At 44.6% G+C, this 20,909-nt stretch carries 16 protein-coding genes; 7 read left to right on the plus strand and 9 right to left on the minus strand.

The genetic code is table 11. The annotated features are described in order from the left end of the window. Nucleotides 1-78 precede the first annotated feature (78 nt). Complete coding sequence (locus RH86_RS02605) at nucleotides 79-597, minus strand: Hcp family type VI secretion system effector (RefSeq protein WP_005598529.1); 519 nt, start codon at nucleotides 595-597, stop codon at nucleotides 79-81. Between the two features lie 337 nt (nucleotides 598-934). Between RH86_RS02605 and RH86_RS02610 the strand changes: the two genes are divergently transcribed. Then, a complete protein-coding gene (locus tag RH86_RS02610) occupies nucleotides 935-2,365 on the plus strand; it encodes an amidohydrolase (RefSeq protein WP_009384811.1) in 1,431 nt (476 codons plus the stop codon). 158 nt (nucleotides 2,366-2,523) lie between these two features. On the opposite strand, the gene RH86_RS02615 is transcribed toward RH86_RS02610, so the two are convergent. The 7 genes from RH86_RS02615 to RH86_RS02645 form a co-directional block, all read right to left on the minus strand. Then, nucleotides 2,524-2,772 (minus strand): hypothetical protein, encoded by a 249-nt coding sequence (locus RH86_RS02615; RefSeq protein WP_009384812.1) that lies wholly within the window; start codon nucleotides 2,770-2,772, stop codon nucleotides 2,524-2,526. 125 nt (nucleotides 2,773-2,897) lie between these two features. Beyond that, nucleotides 2,898-5,267: an ATP-binding protein gene (locus RH86_RS02620; RefSeq protein WP_009384813.1), complete on the minus strand. Its 2,370-nt coding sequence runs from the start codon at nucleotides 5,265-5,267 to the stop codon at nucleotides 2,898-2,900. After that, the gene (locus RH86_RS02625; protein ID WP_038219145.1) at nucleotides 5,260-6,234 is read right to left on the minus strand and encodes a cytochrome-c peroxidase; all 975 of its coding nucleotides are present in this window, start codon (nucleotides 6,232-6,234) and stop codon (nucleotides 5,260-5,262) included. Before RH86_RS02625 ends, RH86_RS02620 begins: the two co-directional genes overlap by 8 nt. A 206-nt stretch (nucleotides 6,235-6,440) precedes the next feature. Continuing rightward, nucleotides 6,441-6,752 (minus strand): DUF1496 domain-containing protein, encoded by a 312-nt coding sequence (locus RH86_RS02630; protein ID WP_009384815.1) that lies wholly within the window; start codon nucleotides 6,750-6,752, stop codon nucleotides 6,441-6,443. Nucleotides 6,753-6,793: 41 nt separating this feature from the next. Further along, nucleotides 6,794-7,687 carry a 1-aminocyclopropane-1-carboxylate deaminase/D-cysteine desulfhydrase gene (locus RH86_RS02635; RefSeq protein WP_009384816.1) on the minus strand — a complete coding sequence of 298 codons (894 nt, stop codon included), beginning with the start codon at nucleotides 7,685-7,687 and terminating at the stop codon, nucleotides 6,794-6,796. Nucleotides 7,688-7,799: 112 nt separating this feature from the next. Continuing rightward, entirely contained in the window at nucleotides 7,800-9,059 is a 1,260-nt protein-coding gene (locus RH86_RS02640) for a sensor histidine kinase (protein ID WP_009384817.1), read from the minus strand. Next, entirely contained in the window at nucleotides 9,056-9,733 is a 678-nt protein-coding gene (locus tag RH86_RS02645) for a response regulator transcription factor (protein WP_009384818.1), read from the minus strand. The genes RH86_RS02640 and RH86_RS02645 overlap by 4 nt, the downstream gene beginning before the upstream one ends. 187 nt (nucleotides 9,734-9,920) lie before the next feature. On the opposite strand from RH86_RS02645, the gene RH86_RS02650 reads away from it, so the two are divergent. The 6 genes from RH86_RS02650 to fabV all read left to right on the plus strand — a co-directional run bounded on the left by RH86_RS02650 (nucleotide 9,921) and on the right by fabV (nucleotide 17,705). After that, complete coding sequence (locus RH86_RS02650) at nucleotides 9,921-10,925, plus strand: glycosyltransferase family 2 protein (protein WP_009384819.1); 1,005 nt, start codon at nucleotides 9,921-9,923, stop codon at nucleotides 10,923-10,925. Next, nucleotides 10,922-12,331, plus strand: coding sequence for an ArnT family glycosyltransferase (locus RH86_RS02655; protein ID WP_009384821.1), 1,410 nt, complete (start codon nucleotides 10,922-10,924; stop codon nucleotides 12,329-12,331). The genes RH86_RS02650 and RH86_RS02655 overlap by 4 nt, the downstream gene beginning before the upstream one ends. After that, a complete protein-coding gene (locus RH86_RS02660) occupies nucleotides 12,328-12,744 on the plus strand; it encodes a GtrA family protein (RefSeq protein WP_009384822.1) in 417 nt (138 codons plus the stop codon). The genes RH86_RS02655 and RH86_RS02660 overlap by 4 nt, the downstream gene beginning before the upstream one ends. Before the next feature lie 456 nt (nucleotides 12,745-13,200). Further along, the gene (locus RH86_RS02665) at nucleotides 13,201-13,827 is read left to right on the plus strand and encodes a TetR/AcrR family transcriptional regulator (RefSeq protein ID WP_009384824.1); all 627 of its coding nucleotides are present in this window, start codon (nucleotides 13,201-13,203) and stop codon (nucleotides 13,825-13,827) included. Nucleotides 13,828-13,996: 169 nt separating this feature from the next. Continuing rightward, entirely contained in the window at nucleotides 13,997-16,306 is a 2,310-nt protein-coding gene (locus RH86_RS02670) for an acyl-CoA dehydrogenase (protein WP_009384826.1), read from the plus strand. A 196-nt stretch (nucleotides 16,307-16,502) separates the two neighbouring features. Beyond that, nucleotides 16,503-17,705 carry an enoyl-ACP reductase FabV gene (gene fabV, locus RH86_RS02675; RefSeq protein WP_009384827.1) on the plus strand — a complete coding sequence of 401 codons (1,203 nt, stop codon included), beginning with the start codon at nucleotides 16,503-16,505 and terminating at the stop codon, nucleotides 17,703-17,705. Between the two features lie 197 nt (nucleotides 17,706-17,902). Here the strand turns inward: fabV and RH86_RS20805 are convergent, their stop codons facing one another. Further along, complete coding sequence (locus RH86_RS20805; RefSeq protein WP_009384829.1) at nucleotides 17,903-20,878, minus strand: hypothetical protein; 2,976 nt, start codon at nucleotides 20,876-20,878, stop codon at nucleotides 17,903-17,905. Between the last annotated feature and the right edge of the window lie 31 nt (nucleotides 20,879-20,909).

The raw sequence follows: 20,909 nt of genomic DNA on the forward strand, positions 1-20,909 counted from the left end.
CGTCGTAATGTCTTGCTTAAGGCATTAATTAATCTGGAAATTTAGCCCGCCAAATGACGGGCTAATTGTCGTAAGCGATTAAGCTTCGACAGGTTTACGCCAATCGTCAGAACCAGAAGTACCTGCGTTAACGTGATCCCAAGTGATCTTACGGTAAGAAAGAGACACAGTAAGATTTTGAGTAAAGTCCGCCATAGCTGGATCTTGGCAGTGAGGCATTTCACATTGAATATCAACGATAGAGGCGTTTTCAAGTTTGGTCGTAAAGAAGTTCTCTTGTTTACCTTCAATTGAAGTACGGTACCATTTCAGTTCGATGTTCTTCATTTTTTCACCAGAAGAAAGCGCGTTGTAAAGCAGTGGAACGGCTTTGTTTAGTGACACTGTGAATTTGAATGGTTTGTGTACGCGCTGACCTGAAGGTTGACCAGATTGAGGATCTGTCGGTACGGTTACCGTGTGATCAAAGCGCTGTACTAGCATTTCATCTTCATGGCCTTCTACGTAAGAGTCGCCAATTGAATCTGCAGTACAAGCACCCGCAGTGATAAGTCCCTGAGTTTCGCCTTCGATTGAGATATAACATGGAGTTGGCATGTTTCATTCCTTTTGAGTTAAGTTACATAAATTCCCTTATCTATAGTCAAGTTGTGTGCCAAAGTTAGAAGTAAGTAAAATCAGTCTGTTATAGTGATAATTTTGCTTGTAGGGCAAGATGTTGCTTAGGCTGGGCAAAAAACTACCAAAGCGGGCAAAAATTCGCATCAGGGAAAGAACGATAGGATTCTGTCGATTTCTTCAGCGAAGTGACGATTTTTTTGTTCACGATCTCATTCTTTTACATCTTACTGTTCGCTTTGGTTGATGGGCTCTTTTATGATGCGCGCGATTTTAGTTTAACGTTTGCTTAATTGCCGATTTAAAGAGAACAATAATGAACAAACCTACTTTGCTGGCCTCTATTATTACGCTAGCGCTTACTGGTTGTGCGCAGTTTGCGCCAAGCTACAATGCCGATCTCATCATCACTAACGGCGAAGTACTAACGATTGATGGCAATATGTCAGTGATTGAAAATGGTGTTGTTGTGGTGAAAGACGACAAAATCATTGCGGTGGGTGAGGCGGATCTTGCTGAGCAATACCGTGCACCGAAGCTGATTGATGCACAAGATGGCATTGTGATGCCAGGCATGATTAATACTCATAACCATCTGCCGATGATTGCGTTTCGTGGTTTGGGCGAAGAGGGCATTTCGAATCGATTGTTTGCTTACTTCTTTCCGTTAGAGGGGGAGAAGCTAAGCCGTGAGCTTATCTACAATGCGACGAAATTAGGCGCCATCGATTTAGCGCAAAGTGGAGTGACGACGTATGTCGATATGTACTACCACATGGATGAGATGGCCAAAGCGACCAAAGAAGTAGGCTTGCGTGCCGTGCTTGGCCAAACCGTGATTAAGTTCCCAGTGGTGGATAGCAGTGCTCCTTATGGTGGCATTGAGTACGCACAGGGCTTTATTGACCAGTATAAAGGTGATCCTTTGATCACGCCTGCTTATGCACCGCATGCGGTGTACACTGTGAGTAAAGAGAAACTCCAGAAAATCAATCAACTTTCTAAACAGCAAGATGTGCCAGTGTTGATTCACGTGGCGGAATTCCCTAATGAAGAAGCGCGCATCAAAGAAGAGCACCAAGCGAGTTCGCCAGTTGAGTACATGGCGCAAATTGGTGTTTTGGATGAACGTGTGGTGTTAGCCCACGGGATTCATTTCTCTGAAAAGGACATTGAGTTGGTTAAACAGGCTGATGCGGGCGTGGCTTATAACCCAATGGCAAACGCAAAAGGCGCGACAGGCATGGCGCCAGCGTGGGAGATGTATCGCACGGATGTTCGCTTGGGGTTAGGTACTGATGGGCCAATGAGCTCAAACCAAGTCGATCTATGGCGCACGTTGAGCTATGCCAGCACGATGCAGCGTCTTAAACATGATGACCGAACCATTATGATCCCAGAACAAGTGATTGAAATGGCAACGATGGGCGGTGCGAAGGCTTTGCATATGGAAGAGCGTATCGGCTCTTTGGAAGTAGGCAAGCAAGCGGATATCATTATTGTCGAAACGCAATCAGCGAATATGATGCCAAACTATGATCCATACGCAACACTGGTATTTCAAGCCAACCCAAGCAATGTGGATACAACCATTGTGAACGGTGAAGTGGTGATGGAAAATCGCCAGATGCAGACGGTCGCGCTCGATGATGTACGCAGCACGATTGACGCAATGGAAGCTGATATCAGTGCATTTGCCAAAGAGTTGGCGAAAAAAGCAATTAAATCGAAAAGCTTGATGGACTAGTGACGTCTCCTGTTTTAGCTCGAGTGTTGCGAGTCAATCGCTTGAGAATGAGATGAACCAAGGTGAACAAAAAGTAGTCAGCTAGAAAAATAAAGGCCGTCTTCAAAGATAGTGTTGAAGACGGCCTTTATCATTGGATGAGCGTAACCTGATGAGGTTTAGTGGGTCGGTTTAACGCCGCTACGAACCATATCTTGACCGGTCTTAAAGACTTCTTCACTCACCCAGCGACCAAGTAGGAGTTGGTGCTTATCATCCAATGCCGCAACAAAGTGACGACCGCTGCTATTGTGTGTCGCAAGTGCCAAACCTGCGACGTTTTGTAGGCCTAGTACGCCACTCTCTACAGCAATTAGAAACGCTCTTAGCTCGTCTAAAGTTTCAATAATTTTATCATCAGTAATCATGGCATCGTCTCGGTTAGCTGTTTTCGTTATTATCGAAACCAGTTCTAAAAATTTAGGAGCGATACTTTAGCTATCATGGCTGAAAAAATCCATCGTGTTTTGTAGCGAGAGGCTATTTTTCATCATTAGGCTTTTTTAGCGGGCGCAGTTTCATTGCTCACTATTACAGCATCGACGTTTTTTTCGATTAGTCGGTTACCTTGGTGAATATTGACACTCAAGCGATTGATCAATTTTTGAAAGTTATCGATACACGGTATTTTATCCTCACGGACCTGTTGTTCCATTTCGATGGTTAGATTGGCGAGATTATCAAGTTGTAAGTTGAGCGTTATCCCTTTCAAGCAGTGTAATGTTTTGCCCAATTGCTCAGTATCGTCAGCCTCAAAGCCGCTAATGAGCTCATCGATATGAGTTTCAAAATCTTCAATTAGAGATTGCAACAAACTCTGGTAGATATCGATATCTTGCTTTACTTCGTTGAGTAATTCACTTTTTGACAGTTCTTCTTCAGTCAAGCGCAAATCGTGGACATCTTCACGATGTAAATGTATCACATTGGTGCCTGACAGTTCCGGTGTGTTCTGGGTTTGAATGCGGTGACTAAAATTACTGATCGCATCGTAGAAACTCTCATTTTGTAATGGCTTAGTGAGAACATGGTCCGCCCCTGCATTGATAAAATCATCATGAGCCTCGCGGAACACATCGGCGGTATAAGCAAATATTAAGGTGTTGATACCAAGTACTTGACGCAAATAATAGGTCGCTTCGATGCCATTCATTTCGGGCATGTGATTATCCATTAAGATCAGGTCGTATGATTCTTTTGTTGCTTTATCTATGGCGATTTGTCCATTTTCTGCGATATCAACATGATGACCTAATTTGTTACAGAAGCCTTTAGCCACAATCGCATTTACGCGGTTGTCTTCGGCGAGCAAAATATTGAGTGGTCGGGTTTCTAGCGGTGAAGCACTAACGGGATCTTGATTGGCAACAACCGCCTTTTCTCCTCGAGGGAGGGGAATGGTTACGGTAAACGTGCTACCGACATTTTCGCGACTCATTAAGGTGATGGTGCCATCCATGAGTTCGGTGAGTTTTTTCACGATGGCTAAACCTAATCCACTACCACCAAACTCACGAGTCGTTGAAGCATCGGCTTGTTCAAATGAGGCAAAAATAGCATCGTGCTTGTGTGGCGGAATACCAATACCCGTGTCGGAAACACTAAGAATGAGATGAGACGGCGTGACATTTTCGAGTTGAGCTTGAATGGTGATCTTGCCTTTGGCGGTAAATTTTATCGCATTACCCGCTAAGTTAAATAGGATTTGTCTTAGTCTTGCGCTATCACCAATGAAATAGATGTTGTCGGGAATCTGATTGTCGATTTCTAAGGTTAAGTTTTTTTCTTCAGCGAGCGGGGTGATGGCGCTCACAACCGGCATGAGGATTTGGTTAAGATGAAAGTGAACAGCCTCGAGTTCCAGTTTGTTCTCTTCTATTTTTGAAAAATCGAGAATGTCGTTGAGCACAGTCATGAGGTGCTGGCCTGATTCCAGAATAATACCGACATTTTTTTTAGTGGCGCTCTCGTGCGTCTCTCCTGCGATGATTTGAGCAATGCCCAGCACACCATTCATTGGGGTGCGTAACTCATGACTCATCGTGGCAAGAAATTGTGATTTTGCTTTAGCTGCGTTTAAGGCTTTTTCTGATGCTGCTGACATCTCTTTATTGAGTGCTTTTAAGTGAGTGAAACGCAAATAAGCTTGAATCGAGAATATTAATATCAAAACGGTGACTGCCCCCAGACAGTACATTAGAGCATTGTTTAGTTCATTGTGGCTATATTGGCGCAAGGCTGTTTCGGTTTTTTCGATAAAATCATAATTATGCTCATTGAGCAAATCAGTTCGTAATGACGTTCTTCGCTCGTCTATTTGGCGAAGTTGCATTGCAAATTGTTTGATTTGTGGGTGGGCCACATTGTTATTAAGTAAATTTTGATTCATAAAATCAACAAAGTGCCATTCGAGACCTAGACTATTTCGTTCGTTTAATGCTTGCTTGAATAAGGACTCTAAAGATAAGTAAGCGTATTTCCGAGCCACTTGGATACCCACGAGCATATCCAGCATGCTACTGGTATAGAGAAGTTTTTTCTCAAAGGAGACTAACTTCTGACTGGTTTTATTTACGTTGCTACTAATAGGAAACCAGGTGATTGTCGTGTTCTTTTTCAGCATGGCTTTGGCCAGCTTTTCAATTTCAGTAATTCTCTGGGTGATCAAGAAATGGCGTCGTTGCTGCTGATACTGGTAGTTCAAAATAGTATCTCTATGACCCAATAATTCGTGCCCAACCATAGTGACATCAGTGAGTGCGTTTTCGATGTGGCGACTGTTTTGATAGCTCATATAGGCAACGGTAAAAAGCGCTGCGACAATTGACGAGAGGAGGAGTGTAAGGATTTTTGGGCTATTCATTTTCAAACTCCTCTAAGATGCTTGGCCTTGGTGCGCTAAGTGTGTGAAGAAAGGCTTCAACGTCAGAGATTGTTTCGCTATCCATGGTGATCCCGAGCTGCCCCTGAGCCATCACCTTAATGGCTTGTTCAAGGGTGTCGGTTCTACCGTCGTGAAAGTAAGGCGGTGTTTGAGCGACATTTCTTAAGCTGGCAACCCGGAAGTAAAATTTGTCTTGGCCTTGCTCGGTGATGAGATGCTTACCCGTATCTTGAATCGAATTGATTGAAGTGAAATAACCAAATTTTTGGATCATATTTCCACCAACATTCTTACCTTGATGGCATTGAACGCAACCAACAGATTGAAAGGTTTGCCACCCCCGAAGTTCTTGTACTGAAAGGGCTGTTTCATCGCCTTGTAAGAAGCGGTCAAAATCGGAGTTAGGCGTTTGCAGTGCCCGCATGAACTCGGCTAAGGCAAAACGAATTGAGTCACTTGTAATTGGAAGGTTATCAGCTGAAGAAAAAAGCTGTTGATAGCGGGCCGAGCGTGAAACATAACGTTCTATTTGCAGCCAATCAGAATCCATTTCTAAAGGATTAGTGATAGGGCCGTTAATTTGTTCTTCTAAGGTATTGGCTCTGCCATCCCAAAAAAAACGATAGTTAAGTGCGGTGTTAAATACGGTTAGTGAGTTTCGAAGACCAATGCCATTGACGCCAGTAGAGACACGCGTGGTTTCTGCTCCATTAGTCGATAAATCATGGCAAGATTGGCAACTGACGGCTTGATTGGAAGATAGATTAGGATCGTTAAACAATACCCAACCGAGCTTAGCTATGTCGCGATTAAATTCTGTATTTTGTGGTATTGGTTCGATTAAGCGCAACTCAACTTCTTGCGCATGATCGCCATGACTATGATCATGTGCGATAACCAAAGGAGAAAAAATAAAGAACATCACTATCCATGTCTTGCATCTCATATCTGCCTGCCAAAGCGTTATTCCCTTACTATGAATTTAGTTGCGTTTCGCATTAATTCAATTTTGCAATGCAATATGACCGTGGTTTGAGAACCGTTGAGGCTAGTTTTATTGAGGTGTTAGGCAATGTTTGCTGCTGTGGTATTTTCCTCTTTTTCTATGATAGTGAATAGGATAGCCACTATCAATGGCATGAGAAATAGCCACTAAGGTTGAGAATGGTCTAGGTTCGACTTATCTAGGGTAATCCATTTTAACGCGCCGTTGCTTTCAAAATCATTCGCATTATCACAGCGCATAATATAGCCACCGACTTCGATAAGAGCACCAAGAGAATAAGCTTGGTCTTGGTAATAGCAGATGCGGTGTTTGACATTGGAGCTGTTGACGATCACGGCCGTTTTTTTGGGCGTAGAGAAGCTTTTTGTCTCACTATTTGCAAGTGCATGATGGCCATAGGTGAGAAGAAGAATCGGAACGAGCGCTAACATGACTGCGCGGTTTAACCTCAATACCATTTTTCTCTCCTAATATTTGCGTCTCGTCTTCGTGCTTTGGGTTACACGTCGAATTTGCGTTGATAGCGAGGCAACATACTCTCGTTGCCTAATAATCCACCTTGGTGAATATAGATAATAGGCTTGTCGATATTATTTGGATACCAATTTAATAAGCAGTGCCACATCATCGGATCGTAGAGTAAGTCAAACTCCACATTCGTTTCGCTCAGCAGCTGTTGCCAAATCAGATAGTCGTCTTGATACAATTTACCAAAATGGTGTTTGTTTTCTAGTTCAAGAATGGTGGGGTGATCGGCTTCTCCCAGTTCGTTGAACTGCTTGGTGAGATACTCTTTTCCTCCCACACAGGCACATGTAAGAACTTCAATGCCATGTACCTTGAGCGCTTTATGGAGGAAAAGTGAGGTGGTGCCCGTACCTGCTGGTAGCGCAACGACAAACTGTTTGTTGGTTTGTAGTCGAACCCAACTGAGAATCTCTAATGCTAACTGATTTACGCCAAATTCAGCTAACGAGCAGCGGCCACCTTCAGGTACAACTAAACAATCTTCATTAGGTTGACGAACTTGGGGAATGTAGTCGTTTGGGTGTAAACCACTCTCTGCGGTAGCGATAATTTTTGCTCCAAGTTCTAATGCGCCGCGATAGTTTCCCATTGGGCGCTCTACAAGCCATTTAGGGATACGATCAACGTAAAACTCTAACTGCCAACCTTTAATGCTAGCGAGTGCCGCCATCGAATAGAGCGAGTTAGCTTGCGGGCTGCCGTAGCCAATGAGTGTATCTACTTGTGGAAAGTCTTGTTCCAATAGGGCCATGAACTTTCGAGCTTTGTTTCCAGAAAAGTGACTATGTAACTGGTCATCACGCTTGAGATAAAAATCAATATTGGCAAATTGGTGCTGGGTGATGGGCGTGTCGGCAAGCTTCATAAGGCGGTACTTTATTGTGTCACTATTCTAGTTAGGCTAAGGCGATGTTATCAAAGCACATAATACCTTAGCCACCCCATAAAGACTTTACTTTCTCATCAGTGTTTGAGTACTAAAACGTTATTTTGGCTACGCAACCACGCGTTGGATGGTTGTATAACTCAAAATGCCATTGGTAGCGTCGGCTGAGATCTTCAACGATCAACAAACCAAGACCGTGACCATGCAAAGAGGGCTGTTCACTGAGTCCTGAACCATCATCGGTGATGGTCACTCTTTGTTCAGTTACGTGAATCGTCACGTCCCCATGAGCTGTTGCGGCAATCGCGTTACGGATGAGATTACCCAGAATCATATTCATCACCGCTGTGGTGGCTTGCACTTGTGGTAGCGATTCAATCAGCAGTTTGATGCTCAATGCTTTCTCATTAGCTTGCGATGAGTTGTTCATCACGATCGTATTGAGTTCGCTCTCGGTGACCCTGCGTAATGGCGTATCGTCTGTGTTGCGTTCGTAACGAACTAGGCTCAACAATGCATCAACCATACCACTCATTTGAGTGCTAGCATTATCAATGCGAGTAATTTGGCGTTGATTAAATTCCGTTTGATCTGATCTGCTCAGCAGTTTACTTGCGCCTTTCACGACTGTTATAGGGGTTCTTAGCTCATGGCTGGCATAGCGAGCAAAGGCTTGTTCGCGCTTTAAGGCTAAATGAAGATCACTGCGGTATTGGTTGAGTTGTTGCGTCAGCACTTGAAATTCTTGTGCTGCTTCATTGGAGATTGTGAATTCGCTTTCACTATCGCCACTTTGTTGTTCGAGTTGCAGCACAATACCGTTTAGTGGCTCAATTAGCCGTTTGGACAAACGGTAGAGTAGTGTGCCAAAGAGAAACATCAGTAAGGCAACCATTGTCACCACGATGATACTGGAGTAGACAATTTCTTCTGCACTAAATTCAACCGTATCAATCGTTGTTAAAAGTACGATATCGCGCAGTTGGCCTTGATCTGTATATTGTCCTTTATAGACCATGCGGGAGTCACGCTCTAGAGAGACTTCGAGCTCGCCGAGAAAGTGGCTTTTTCCACTCAAATCGTGTTGATACACTTCGGGAATCAACGAGAGGTCGTTATAGGCGATGGTCAGGACATCAATCTTAATTTTCCCACTTTCACCTGCGATAAAGCGTTCAATTGCGATATCTTTGTCGAGTAGAATCCGTCTTTCTCCGACCCGATCCTCTGACCAATGCAACGCCAACGAGAAAATAACGAGAGTAAACAGCCCAAGAGCAATTGAGATGCCAATGAAAAAGACTGCGAGTCGGCCGATGAGCGAGCGAGTGCTGTTTAACAAATTAATCATTGCGGCAACTCAAGACGAAATCCGCATTTGGGTACCGTAACCAGCATCGCCGTGGCAAAAGGTTTATCAAGCTGAATTCTTAGTTGATAAATATGGCTGCGTAGCACATCGTTGTTTGGTTCCGATTCTTGCCAAAGTTGCTCTGTGATTTCTTGACGGCTCACCACTTCGGGGGCTCTGACTGCCAGCATCTCTAAAATGGTGTAAGTGGTCGGGTTAAGTGCAAGGGGTTTCTCTTCGCGGTAGGCTTGGCGAGTTTTTTGATCTATCAATAGAGGGCCAACTGTGATCTTGGTTGATGCAGTTTTACCTCGATAACGTTTAATCAGAGCGTGCATTCTGGCCTCGAGAATGTCTAAATCGAACGGTTTCGTTAGGTAGTCATCCGCGCCATGATTGAAACCGGCTAACATATCCTCTCGGTTATCGAGTGCGGTAAGCATTAAAACGGGTGTGGAATTTCCCGCATCGCGTAACTTGTTACAAACGGTTAGACCGTCCATTCTTGGCAACATAAGATCGAGAATAATCATGTCAAAATTGCCTTCGAGTGCAAGCTGCAGTCCGAGCTCACCGTTATCGGCGTAGTCAAGTTCCATACCTAGGCTTTCAAAGTAGTCAAACAAGATACCGGCAATTTCACGGTTATCTTCTACCAATAGAATTTTGTTCATGTCTTACCTACTACTTATTCCACAAGAGATCGAATGAGGGGGATCTTATCGTTATGCCAGTCAAAAAAAAGTGAAAAAAACGTCAATAACATTCTTTTCACACTGTCAGCGATAAAGTCCAGCATATCATCTCTGAGTATGGAGCTTAATAGAGTTGCCATACGGATAAAAGTAATTAGGCGGTTTTATGAACGTAATCACATCTCCTCATAAGCGTGTTGAGTCCGCAATCACATTGACGGTCGTCGTGCCTTATTTCAATGAAGAATCCGTGCTACCAGCACTACATCAACGTTTAACGAAAGTGTTAGACGCGCTTCCGGAGCGGTGTGAAATCGTGTATGTCGATGATGGTAGCCATGATGGAAGTCTGGCTATCGTTGAGTGTTTTCAATCATCTACCAGTCTGGTACGCAGCATTTCATTGAGCCGTAACTTTGGCAAAGAGTCGGCGACGAGTGCAGGATTGCAATATAGCCATGGTGAAGCCGTGGTGTTGATTGATGCTGATCTGCAAGATCCGCCAGAGCTGATCCCTGAGATGCTAGCGAAGTGGAGAGAAGGGTTTGATGTGGTCAATATGCAGCGTCAATCTCGTCACGGAGAAACGTGGCTAAAGCGTCAATCTGCTGCTCTGTATTATCGTTTACTTAATACTCTGGTTAAATCAAGCATTCCTGAAAATGTCGGTGATTTTCGTTTATTGAGTCGCCGAGTCGTTGAGCATATTAACCAACTTCCTGAACGAAATCGCTATATGAAAGGGATTTTTGCATGGCCGGGTTTCAATCAAGTCACGCTTACATTTGATCGCGATCCGCGCTTTTGCGGTGAAACCAAATGGAATTATTTCAAGTTGTTAGGGTTGGCCGTCGATGGCATCACTGCCTTCTCTATTCGCCCTTTGCGTCTGGCGACAGTGGTAGGAACATTGGTTGCAGGCAGTGCCTTTGTATATGGCTTAGTGATCGTATTGAAAACGATGCTTTGGGGGGATCCTACGGTCGGCTATCCATCACTGATGGTGGTGATGCTGGCATTGGGGGGAATTCAGTTATTGAGTATTGGTTTGCTAGGGGAGTACATCGGTCGAATTTTTATTGAGTCGAAGCAAAGACCGTTGTATCTCGTTCAGTCAGTTAAAGAAAAACCCGCAGTGATGTTGTTTCAAGTAATGGAGAAGCGCGCGTGAGTTTTAATCGAGTTCACCTTTGGGCTATCTTAGGTTCAGCCTTGCTTATTCGCCTTATTTCATTGGGGGCTTATCCATTAATGGATACCACCGAAGCTCGCTATGGCGAAATGGCTCGCTTGATGATTGATACGGGTAATTGGCTAACTCCCCAATTTGATTATGGCGTGCCATTTTGGGGAAAACCACCATTGTTCACATGGATGAGTGCTGTTGGTATTGAATGGTTTGGTATTAATGAGTTTGCGGTTCGAGTACCCCATTGGTTTGCTGGTGTTGTCGTTATTGCTATCACGGCTTATTTCGCCAAGCGTTTAGAGATCAATGCGCTTGTTACTTCAGTTGTGCTAGCAACTTGCGCTATTTTTTCGATTGCTGCGGGTGCCGTTATGACCGATATGGCACTGACCTTAGGCATGACGATTGCGATGGTCGGTTTCTATTTTTGTTGGCAGGGAGAGCGAATCTGGGGTTACGTTGGGTTTGTTGGCCTGGCGGTAGGTTTGCTTGCTAAAGGTCCATTGGTCATTGTATTGGTCGGCATTGCTGTTATGCCATGGCTCATTTTTCAGCATGGGTTCAAAGGGGCATTTGTTCAATTATGGCGACGTTTTCCATTGTTAATTGGAAGCGCTTTAATGCTGGCGATTGCATTGCCTTGGTATTGGTTAGCGGAAAAATCGACGCCGGGTTTTATCGATTACTTTATCGTTGGGGAGCATTTTAAACGTTTTGTCGTCAGTGGTTGGGAGGGTGACTTATACGGCAGCGCCCATGATGAACCAAGAGGCATGATTTGGCTGTTTTGGCTTTGTTCTGCGGCACCTTGGTCTATCGTGTTACCGGTGTTGTTGTTTTGGCGAGCAAAACATAATCCGCAACCGTGGTGGGACAAATACCAGCCGATCGTTAGTTTTGCGTTTTGCTGGATGCTTGCACCTCTCGTGTTGTTTACTTTCTCTGGCAATATTCTTCCAGCCTATATTTTGCCAGGAGTGCCTGCATTGGGGTTGGTCATTGCTATTTTACTCAATGATATAAAGCATGATCCTAAATGGTTTAAGTTCATTGCCGGGGCGATACCACTCCTTTTGATTATTGCTGTTGGTGTTATTCAATCAGGAGTCGGGGCTAAGAAAAGCGACAAAATGATTTTGTCTCGTGCCGATTTGTCGGTACCCATATTCTATGTGGGAAAAAGGCCCTTCTCTGGGCAGTTTTATAGCCAAGGAAAAGCACAAACACTGGTGCAATATGATCAGCTTTTGAGATTGGCGAAGTTTCAACTGGTTGGTAAACCGCAGCAAGTTAGTAAATTAGTTGAGGAGCATAAGTTTAACTGTGTGGTTGAGCATACAGTGAAAAGCAAACGCAAATTATATCGTTGTCAGCAGGATCGGCAGTGAAACGGCTACAGCAGCATCGGCTGCTTAAGTTCGCTCTTGTTGGGGGGATTGGTTTTATCGCCGATGCGTTGGTCTTCATGTTGTGCGCTTATTTGTTTTCTCTACCTTTATTATGGGCTCGGGGCATCGCCTTTTGCTGCGCGGCCTCGGTCACTTGGTTTGGCAATCGCCGTTTTACTTTTAGACAAGGGCAGGCTTCTTGGCAAACAGATAATATCAAGAATTTGCTTAGCCAATGGTTAACCTTTATGAGCTGCGCTTTAATTTCGGCATTGCCAAATTTTCTTGTCTTCCAATCGATTATCTTAGGCTTGGGCAAACAAGGTTGGGTACCTTTGTTTGCGCTCACCGCTGGAGTGCTTGTCGGCATGTTGAGCAATTATATTTTAAGTTGCCGCTGGGTGTTTCGTTAGCCTAGTTGATTAGAATATCGCCTAAAACGGTAGTTCCTCTCAAAGAATGATTAAGTCTTCGTTTGCGTTTACGCAGCGAAGACTTCGTTATTTCTGAAACGTAGTTAGCAGGAATAAAAAAAAGCCCAGAGCAAAAGTGGCTCTGGGCGGATACATATAAGTATAGGAGTTAATTTGGAAAAGCAGTGTAAAAATCTTTCAGAAGCAAAGTGAGCTCGACGGCCAGTTAAACTCATTATCTTTGCTATCTACATTTATTCAGACCCACCTTTTTTCATTCAGTTCCAAAAAAGTTTAAAATTATTTGCTTCTTTTCTTTTCGCCTGTTTTCAGAGGCTTATTTCGCTAGTTTGTTATTCTGGTCTAACCAGTGCGTAAAAGTGTGATGTTAACTGCTTGTTAAGTTTGTGTGCGGTGTGTATATTTTCAAACAAGCGTTTGATACGGGTGATTGAAATGACTGCCAAGCACAAAACCAAAGAGAAAATTCTGGATGTAGCAGAAGCTCTGTTTGCCGAGCAAGGCTTTAATGATACCTCACTACGCACGATTACATCGAAAGCAGGGGTGAACCTTGCCGCGGTCAATTACCATTTTGGGGATAAGAAGAGCTTAGTTCGTGCAGTGTTGAGTCGTTACTTAGAGGCTTTTATGCCAGCGGTATCAGACGCGTTGATCACACTGAATCTCAATCCAGATTATTCGATGAAGCAGGTTTTTGAAGCGCTAAGAGGGCCTTTAATGGCACTCAATCATGTAAGACCGAATGGCACCAGTCGATTTATGTTACTGATTGGGCGAGGGTATACCGATGTGCAAGGTCACCTACGTTGGTTTATCAGTACCCGTTATCAAGAGACGTTAGGGCTTTTTACTCAATCAGTGCTTGCTGCCAATCCGCAATTAAGCCGTGAAACCTTGTTTTGGCGACTGCACTTCACATTGGGAGCTTGTGTTTTCACCATGGCTTCAAGCCAAGCTTTAGCAGAAATTGCGCACAATGATTACGCTCAAAATGCCGACGCACAGGCCGTACTGGATCAATTAATTCCATACCTCGCTGCTGGCGTTTCTGCGCCGTAGCACTTTTAGCGCATCAATGACGTATATAAATAGGGTGTGCCAATGAATAACTCACCCCCATAGCGACATCGTAATAAAAAATTTGATACTAAGAAACGTAATAACAAAAGCTGTAATAACAATAACAACAGACCTGCAAAGGTAATAACGTGAACAAAAGGAACTGGTTATGAGCTCTCTACGCAGAAAATGGATCAGCGATCCAGCATTCAAATTGTTTAAGCAAGTGTTACCACCGCTTTCTGAAACGGAAAAAGAAGCGATGGAGGCGGGTAGTGTCTGGTGGGATGGCGAACTTTTTTCAGGGCGTCCTGACTTCAGCAAGTTACACCATTACCCAAAACCAAGCTTGTCGAGTGAAGAGCAGTCGTTCATGGATAATGAACTGAATACGTTATTAGCTATGCTTGATGATCATAAGATCAATAAAGAAGATCGCGATTTACCTGCCGAAGTTTGGCAATACTTGCGTAAAGAGCGTTTCTTTTCGCTGATCATTTCTAAGCAATACGGTGGTCGTGAGTTTTCTTCATTGGCAAACTCCACCATTGTTTCTCGTATCGCTACTCGTAGTATTAGTGCCGCGGTGACGGTGATGGTGCCTAATTCACTGGGCCCTGGTGAGTTGCTTTCTCACTATGGTACCCAAGAGCAAAAAGAGTATTGGTTGCCGAGATTAGCGGATGGTACCGACATTCCCTGTTTTGCGCTAACCGGTCCTGAAGCGGGCTCTGATGCCGGGGGCATACCAGATAAAGGTGTCGTCTGTTATGGCGAACATAATGGCGAAAAGGTACTTGGTATTCGCCTTAGCTGGAACAAACGCTACATTACTCTAGCGCCTGTCGCGACAGTTCTTGGACTGGCATTCAAAATGTATGATCCAGAGAATTTACTAGGCGAAGAACAAGATTTGGGCATTACTTGTGCGTTGATCCCTGCCGAACATCCAGGAGTGGAAATTGGTGAGCGTCATGATCCGTTAGGTTTAGCGTTTATGAATGGCCCAACTCGCGGTAAAGAAGTCTTCATCCCGATGGATTGGCTGATTGGGGGACAAGAATACGCAGGTAAAGGTTGGCGTATGCTGGTGGAGTGTTTGTCCGCAGGGCGCGGTATTTCACTGCCAGCACTTGGAACGGCTATTGGCCATTTAACAGCCCGAACAACGGGGGCTTACTCTTATGTGCGTAAGCAGTTTGGTATGTCGATTGGTAAATTCGAAGGGGTAGCAGAAGCACTCGGGCGAATTGGTGGTTTAACCTATTTGTTGGAAGCGACACGAACGTTGACTACGACTTCACTTGATATGAAGGAGAAGCCGGGCATCGTAACCGCAATTGCCAAATACCACATGACGGAAATGGCTCGTACGATTTTGAATGATTCGATGGATATCCATTCAGGCCGTGCGATTCAAGATGGTCCAATGAATTATCTTGCCAGCCATTACCTTGGTATTCCTGTCGCGATCACGGTTGAAGGCGCGAATATTCTGACTCGTAACTTAATGATTTTCGGTCAAGGGGCAACACGTTGTCATCCTTACGTTTTACAAGAGATGGAAGCGGCAGCCAATCCGGATAAAGAGCAAGCAGCCAAAGATTTTGACTCACTGCTGTTCAAACATATTGGTCATGCCACTAAAAACACACTGGGTGCGTTTGGCGCGGCATTAACTGGCTCACGTTTTATTAAGGCCGATATGAGCGGCGCAACTCAAGGTTACTATCGTGAGATGACTCGCTTGAGTCGAGCCTTAGCGGTGAGTGCTGATTTTGCCATGCTGACACTCGGTGGCGATCTCAAGCGTAAAGAATTGATTTCAGCTCGTCTTGGCGATGTTTTGGCTTATTTGTATATGGCGTCGGCTGCGTTGAAGAAATACGAAGATGATGGACGTCAGCAACAAGACCTGAATTATGTGCATTATGCTGTGCAGCATTGTTTGTACCAAGGTGCACAATCGCTACAACAAGCTTTTAGTAACTATCCGCACAAAGGGGTGGGGCGTTTACTTAAAGTGATCATCTTCCCATTGGGTAATCGTTATAAAAAGCCAAGCGATGATTTAACGGTGAACTTAGCTGAGAGCCTAATGACGCCTGGAGCACATCGTGATCGTCTGACTCACCTTTGCTATATCGGTGAAGATGAAAATGACAGTGTGGGGTTAATGGAGAATGCCTTTTTAGCCATGTATGGCGTGAAAAGTCAGGAGCGTAAACTCAATCGAGCGGCTAAAGATGGCATTGTGGCGCGTAAAGGCGATTTGCAAGCGCGTTTAGAGCAAGCCCAGCAAGCTGGCGTATTGACGCTGCAAGAAGTCGAGCAAGTGTTGCAGGCAGATAAGCTGCGCTATAAAGCGATTCAAGTGGATCACTTTAGCCATGATTTTAGTCAGGTACGCACTCATAGCGAGGCGGAGAAGCCAAGCAAAAAAACTAAGGTAAAAGCTAAGCTAAATAGTGTTGCATAAACGGCGCGGCACCAACGAAACTGTTTTAATTTCACTAAGCAATGGTACCTGAAAGGGTGCCATTGTTGTTTCTGACCACAAATTATTGAGTGAAAGTGCTCCAACCACTTGCATTTTCCCTGCAATTTTTAAGAAATTAGATGCGATTTCCCGACGAACCTTTTATCCTAGCGAAGATTTTTAAAGGAAGTTGAATATGATCATCAAACCTAGAATTCGTGGATTTATCTGTACCACTACACATCCAATCGGCTGTGAAGCTAACGTAAAAGAACAAATTGCTTACACTAAAGCACAAGGCCCTATCAGAAATGCACCGAAACGTGTGCTTGTGATCGGTTCTTCAAGTGGCTACGGTCTCTCTTCTCGTATCGCTGCGGCATTCGGCGGCGACGCATCAACCATTGGTGTGTTCTTCGAAAAAGAAGGCTCAGAGAAGAAACCAGGTACAGCAGGCTTTTATAACTCCGCTGCATTTGAAAAACTCGCACGCGAAGCTGGCCTATATGCGAAAAGCCTAAATGGTGATGCTTTCTCTAACGAAGCGAAACAGAAAACAATCGATTTGATTAAAGAAGATCTTGGTCAGATTGATATGGTGGTTTACTCACTGGCGTCTCCAGTACGTAAAATGCCTGAAACGGGTGAAGTTATCCGTTCTGCTCTAAAACCAATTGGTCAAACTTATACATCAACGGCGGTTGATACCAATAAAGATATGATCATTGAAGCAAGCGTAGAGCCTGCAACAGAGCAAGAAATCCAAGATACCGTAACGGTTATGGGTGGTGAAGATTGGGAACTTTGGATCAATGCACTGTCTGATGCGGGCGTATTGGCAGAAGGTTGCAAAACCGTTGCTTACAGCTACATCGGTACTGAGCTTACTTGGCCTATCTACTGGGATGGCGCACTAGGTAAAGCGAAGATGGATCTGGATCGTGCCGCTGCAGAACTGAATACCAAACTGGCAGCGACAGGCGGTAGCGCAAACGTTGCAGTTCTAAAATCAGTTGTGACTCAAGCAAGTTCTGCGATTCCTGTGATGCCTTTGTACATCGCGATGGTATTTAAGAAAATGCGTGAGCAAGGTGTCCATGAAGGTTGTATGGAGCAAATCTACCGTATGTTCAGCCAGCGTCTTTATAAAGAAGATGGCAGCGCAGCGGAGGTGGATGATTGCAACCGTCTACGTCTTGATGACTTAGAACTACGCGAAGACATTCAGCAACACTGTCGTGAACTTTGGCCTCAAATCACCACTGAAAACCTAAAAGAGCTAACGGACTACGTTGAGTACAAAGAAGAGTTCTTGAAACTATTCGGCTTTGGTATTGAAGGTGTTGATTACGAAGCAGATGTAAACCCAGCAGTAGAAGCGGGCTTTATCGCAATCTAATTTGCGCTGATGTCATAAAAAAACCGGAGCAATTTGCTTCGGTTTTTTATTGTGTGTCGTCAGTTATTATCTGTTGATAGTATTGTGTCGCGTTTTAATATCGCGCATTAAGGTCTTTCTCTGTCGCCAAGACTTGCGAAGAGAGTCGATAACGAACGGTTTTTCGTTATCGACCATAGTCATTCATCAATGACTATTTATACGCCGATTTCTGGCTCAAGGTAGTCCCACTCGACATCACTATAAACAGAAACGGTATCACTGCCGTTGGCAAAGGTGTAACTGTAGATCGCACCATCAACCCCCAATTGTTCAAGATGAGACTGCAATGCGCTATCGAGATCGGCAACATGTGCCTCATTGACGGCTGCGAGCTGGAAGTCATCATTAGCCAGTGTCAGTTGCTCTATGTTTGAAGCAAAGAAAACATCCGATGACTGGCCTGTCAGAGATTGTGTTGACTCATTGACGACGTTGAGATCAAGCAATAAAGTATCTTGTTGATCCGTGCCGATGACCGCTTCGATGTTTTGTAGTTTTGAGCTTTGCGTTACTTCAAAATCCACCGCATGTTTCACACTCTCTGCAACATTAGTTTCTGAATAGAAATAACCGACCTTTTGAGTTGTGACCACATCAAAGCCATCACCGCCATCGATATAATCGTTGCCATTGTCGTGAATCAAATCGTTACCTTCACCGGCATCGATAACATCAAAACCTTGACCGCCAGCGATAAGATCATTACCTTCGCCGCCCACCAGTAAGTCATCCATTTGATAGGTGGTGATGGACGACAAGTAGTAGTCACTGGCATCGGTTGCACCAAAGCCACTTTTATCAAAGGTGCCTTTAGCCGCTGAGAGCTGGATTTCATCGAAAGTGGTGTTTGCCGTATCGGATGGTGAGATGGTGAATTCACCATGGCAGCAGTCATCGCCTTGCTCAAGCACTTTAATGTTGTCTGCGGTAGGATCGATACCGTAAGTCGCTAGTGATGCATCGTCCATTTCACCGACCGTAAAGTAACCCGTGGCCACTTCAACGCCTTGATCGAAGACAGTCCATACGCCAACTTCGTTCGCACCATTAAATGCTTCATCGGCAAAGAGTTTATCGACGGATAGATTGGCTGCGGCTGTATTGTCATCAACCGCAATGCAGAGTGTTTCTGATTCGCCACTGATATCACCAGCGCCGTCATCAATAAAACTAAAGCCAATTTGGCTTGAAACACCGCTTTCACTATTGCCTTCAACACCAAAACCATTATTGTTTTCGGCTAAATCGCTGATGCTGCCATCAGGGTTAAGTGCAATAGCCTCACCGAGGGTTTCATCAGTGCCTGCCGTAATCGTGGTGGCTTGGGTGTAATCACCAATGAGAATATCGTCTCCTGTGCCGCCAATAAGCACATCCTGGCCATAACCGCCTTCTAAAAGGTCATTACCTGCACCACCATCAAGCCAGTCATTGCCTTCTGGGTTGCTTCCTTCAAGTGAATCACTATCGAGTACGGTGATACTTTTAATAAAGTAATCGCTCGAGTCCCAATATTGGCTACCCGTTTTATCAAACACGCCATCAGCAGCGGAAAACTGAATTTGGTCGAAACTCTGACCGTTGGTGTCTTGTAGGGTGATATCAAAGAAACCGTCATCGTTTGAATCTGAATTATTTGCCAGTACCTTGATATTGTCGCTTAGGTCTATGCCAAAGGTCTCAAGGGTCGCAGGATCAATATCTTTGGAAGTGAAGTAGCCAGAAGCGACAATCTTCCCGTCATTAAATACCGTCCATGCACCTACTTCATTGGCTCCATTAAGCGCTTCATCTGCGAACAGACGATCAATTTGCACGCGAGCGGCATACTGATCTTCACCAAGGTTGTAAGTGAGGGTTTCAGATTCACCTTGTAGAGTATCAGGGTCGAAAGTGTGACCAAGCTGATCGGCAACGCCGGACTCTTGATTGCCTTCTACGCCGACACCCCCATCTTGACCTTGGCTAACTACCCCAGTACCTGAAACAGGGTTACTTGCTCTTGCGGCGGACAAATCGATACTTGGCGTGCCTTCAAAGTTATGACTATCATCACCAAATAACCAATCAGCACCGTCACCGCCAAGTAGCACGTCATCATCATTACCGCCATAGAGATCATCAAAAGTGATGTCGCTTGGGTCACTCTCTAATGCGACCGTTTTAACTTCACGGACAAAGAAGTCACTGGAATCTAAGTAGCCATAACCACTTTTATCAAAGTGACCAATAGCGGCTGAAAATTGAATTTCATCAAAAGCAACAAAACCAGTATCTTCTGGTTCAATGGTGAAGATACCGTTTGATCGGCCATTGCCATCGCTAAGCACTTTAAGGTTATCCGTTGCAGGGTCTAGGCCGTAGGCATCAAGGGTGGCTTGATCAAACTCACCAGCCGTGAAATAACCACGTTCGATAACAATACCGTCTCTTAATACCGTCCAAACACCTACTTCATCGATATCACGAACTTTAGACCCTTCAGATTTCCCTTCATCTTTGAAGAGCTTGTCGATAGAAACTTGAGCCGCATAGGAGTGCTCATCCACAGAAATTGAAAGCACTTCTGATGCGCCTGTGCGGTCGCCTTTTTGCCCTTCATCTTCAAAGCTGTAGCCAATCTGGCCGGCAACGCCACTTTCATCATTACCAATAACGCCAAATCGGCCATTAGATTCAAACAGTACAGCTTCGGTGCCATCTGGGTTGAATACCTTTGCTTGGCCCATATCGGCCGTTGTCGCATGGCTAAAATCGACAGTCAGTTCACCGCTTACAGGATCGAGAATCAGATGCTGCGAGAAGTCATCACCCAGTAAAACATCATTACCATTTTCTCCTACCACGTGATCATAACCACTGCCGCCATTAACAAAGTCATCACCGGAACCGGCTTGAATGAAGTCACCTTGGCTACCACCATCGATAATGTCGTCACCCCCGTTGGCTTGAATATCATCATGGCCATCAAGGCCAAGAATGATGTCATTACCATCTTGGGTTGTGATGTTGTTAATGCCGTCGACATCAATAACAACCTGATCTTCAGGTAATTCTAGAGCATCGGGTGCAACATCTAGGGCTGCTAAGCGGCTTTCGCTGTTATCGGATTGTTGGTGCTTAACTGTCATGAAAATTTCCTCTATCAATCGGATGATTAAT

The organism is Vibrio sp. N418, from assembly GCF_000222565.1.
Lineage (GTDB): Bacteria > Pseudomonadota > Gammaproteobacteria > Enterobacterales > Vibrionaceae > Vibrio > Vibrio scophthalmi.

Bases quoted from the DNA above. Each gene is read 5' to 3' on its own strand.
- RH86_RS02650 (WP_009384819.1), top strand. From the start codon at position 9,921: ATGAACGTAATCACATCTCCTCATAAGCGTGTTGAGTCCGCAATCACA.
- RH86_RS02615 (WP_009384812.1), bottom strand. From the start codon at position 2,772: ATGATTACTGATGATAAAATTATTGAAACTTTAGACGAGCTAAGAGCG.
- RH86_RS02630 (WP_009384815.1), bottom strand. From the start codon at position 6,752: ATGGTATTGAGGTTAAACCGCGCAGTCATGTTAGCGCTCGTTCCGATT.
- fabV (WP_009384827.1), top strand. From the start codon at position 16,503: ATGATCATCAAACCTAGAATTCGTGGATTTATCTGTACCACTACACAT.
- RH86_RS02670 (WP_009384826.1), top strand. From the start codon at position 13,997: ATGAGCTCTCTACGCAGAAAATGGATCAGCGATCCAGCATTCAAATTG.
- RH86_RS02620 (WP_009384813.1), bottom strand. From the start codon at position 5,267: ATGAATAGCCCAAAAATCCTTACACTCCTCCTCTCGTCAATTGTCGCA.
- RH86_RS20805 (WP_009384829.1), bottom strand. From the start codon at position 20,878: ATGACAGTTAAGCACCAACAATCCGATAACAGCGAAAGCCGCTTAGCA.
- RH86_RS02605 (WP_005598529.1), bottom strand. From the start codon at position 597: ATGCCAACTCCATGTTATATCTCAATCGAAGGCGAAACTCAGGGACTT.
- RH86_RS02610 (WP_009384811.1), top strand. From the start codon at position 935: ATGAACAAACCTACTTTGCTGGCCTCTATTATTACGCTAGCGCTTACT.
- RH86_RS02635 (WP_009384816.1), bottom strand. From the start codon at position 7,687: ATGAAGCTTGCCGACACGCCCATCACCCAGCACCAATTTGCCAATATT.
- RH86_RS02645 (WP_009384818.1), bottom strand. From the start codon at position 9,733: ATGAACAAAATTCTATTGGTAGAAGATAACCGTGAAATTGCCGGTATC.
- RH86_RS02665 (WP_009384824.1), top strand. From the start codon at position 13,201: ATGACTGCCAAGCACAAAACCAAAGAGAAAATTCTGGATGTAGCAGAA.
- RH86_RS02640 (WP_009384817.1), bottom strand. From the start codon at position 9,059: ATGATTAATTTGTTAAACAGCACTCGCTCGCTCATCGGCCGACTCGCA.
- RH86_RS02625 (WP_038219145.1), bottom strand. From the start codon at position 6,234: ATGAGATGCAAGACATGGATAGTGATGTTCTTTATTTTTTCTCCTTTG.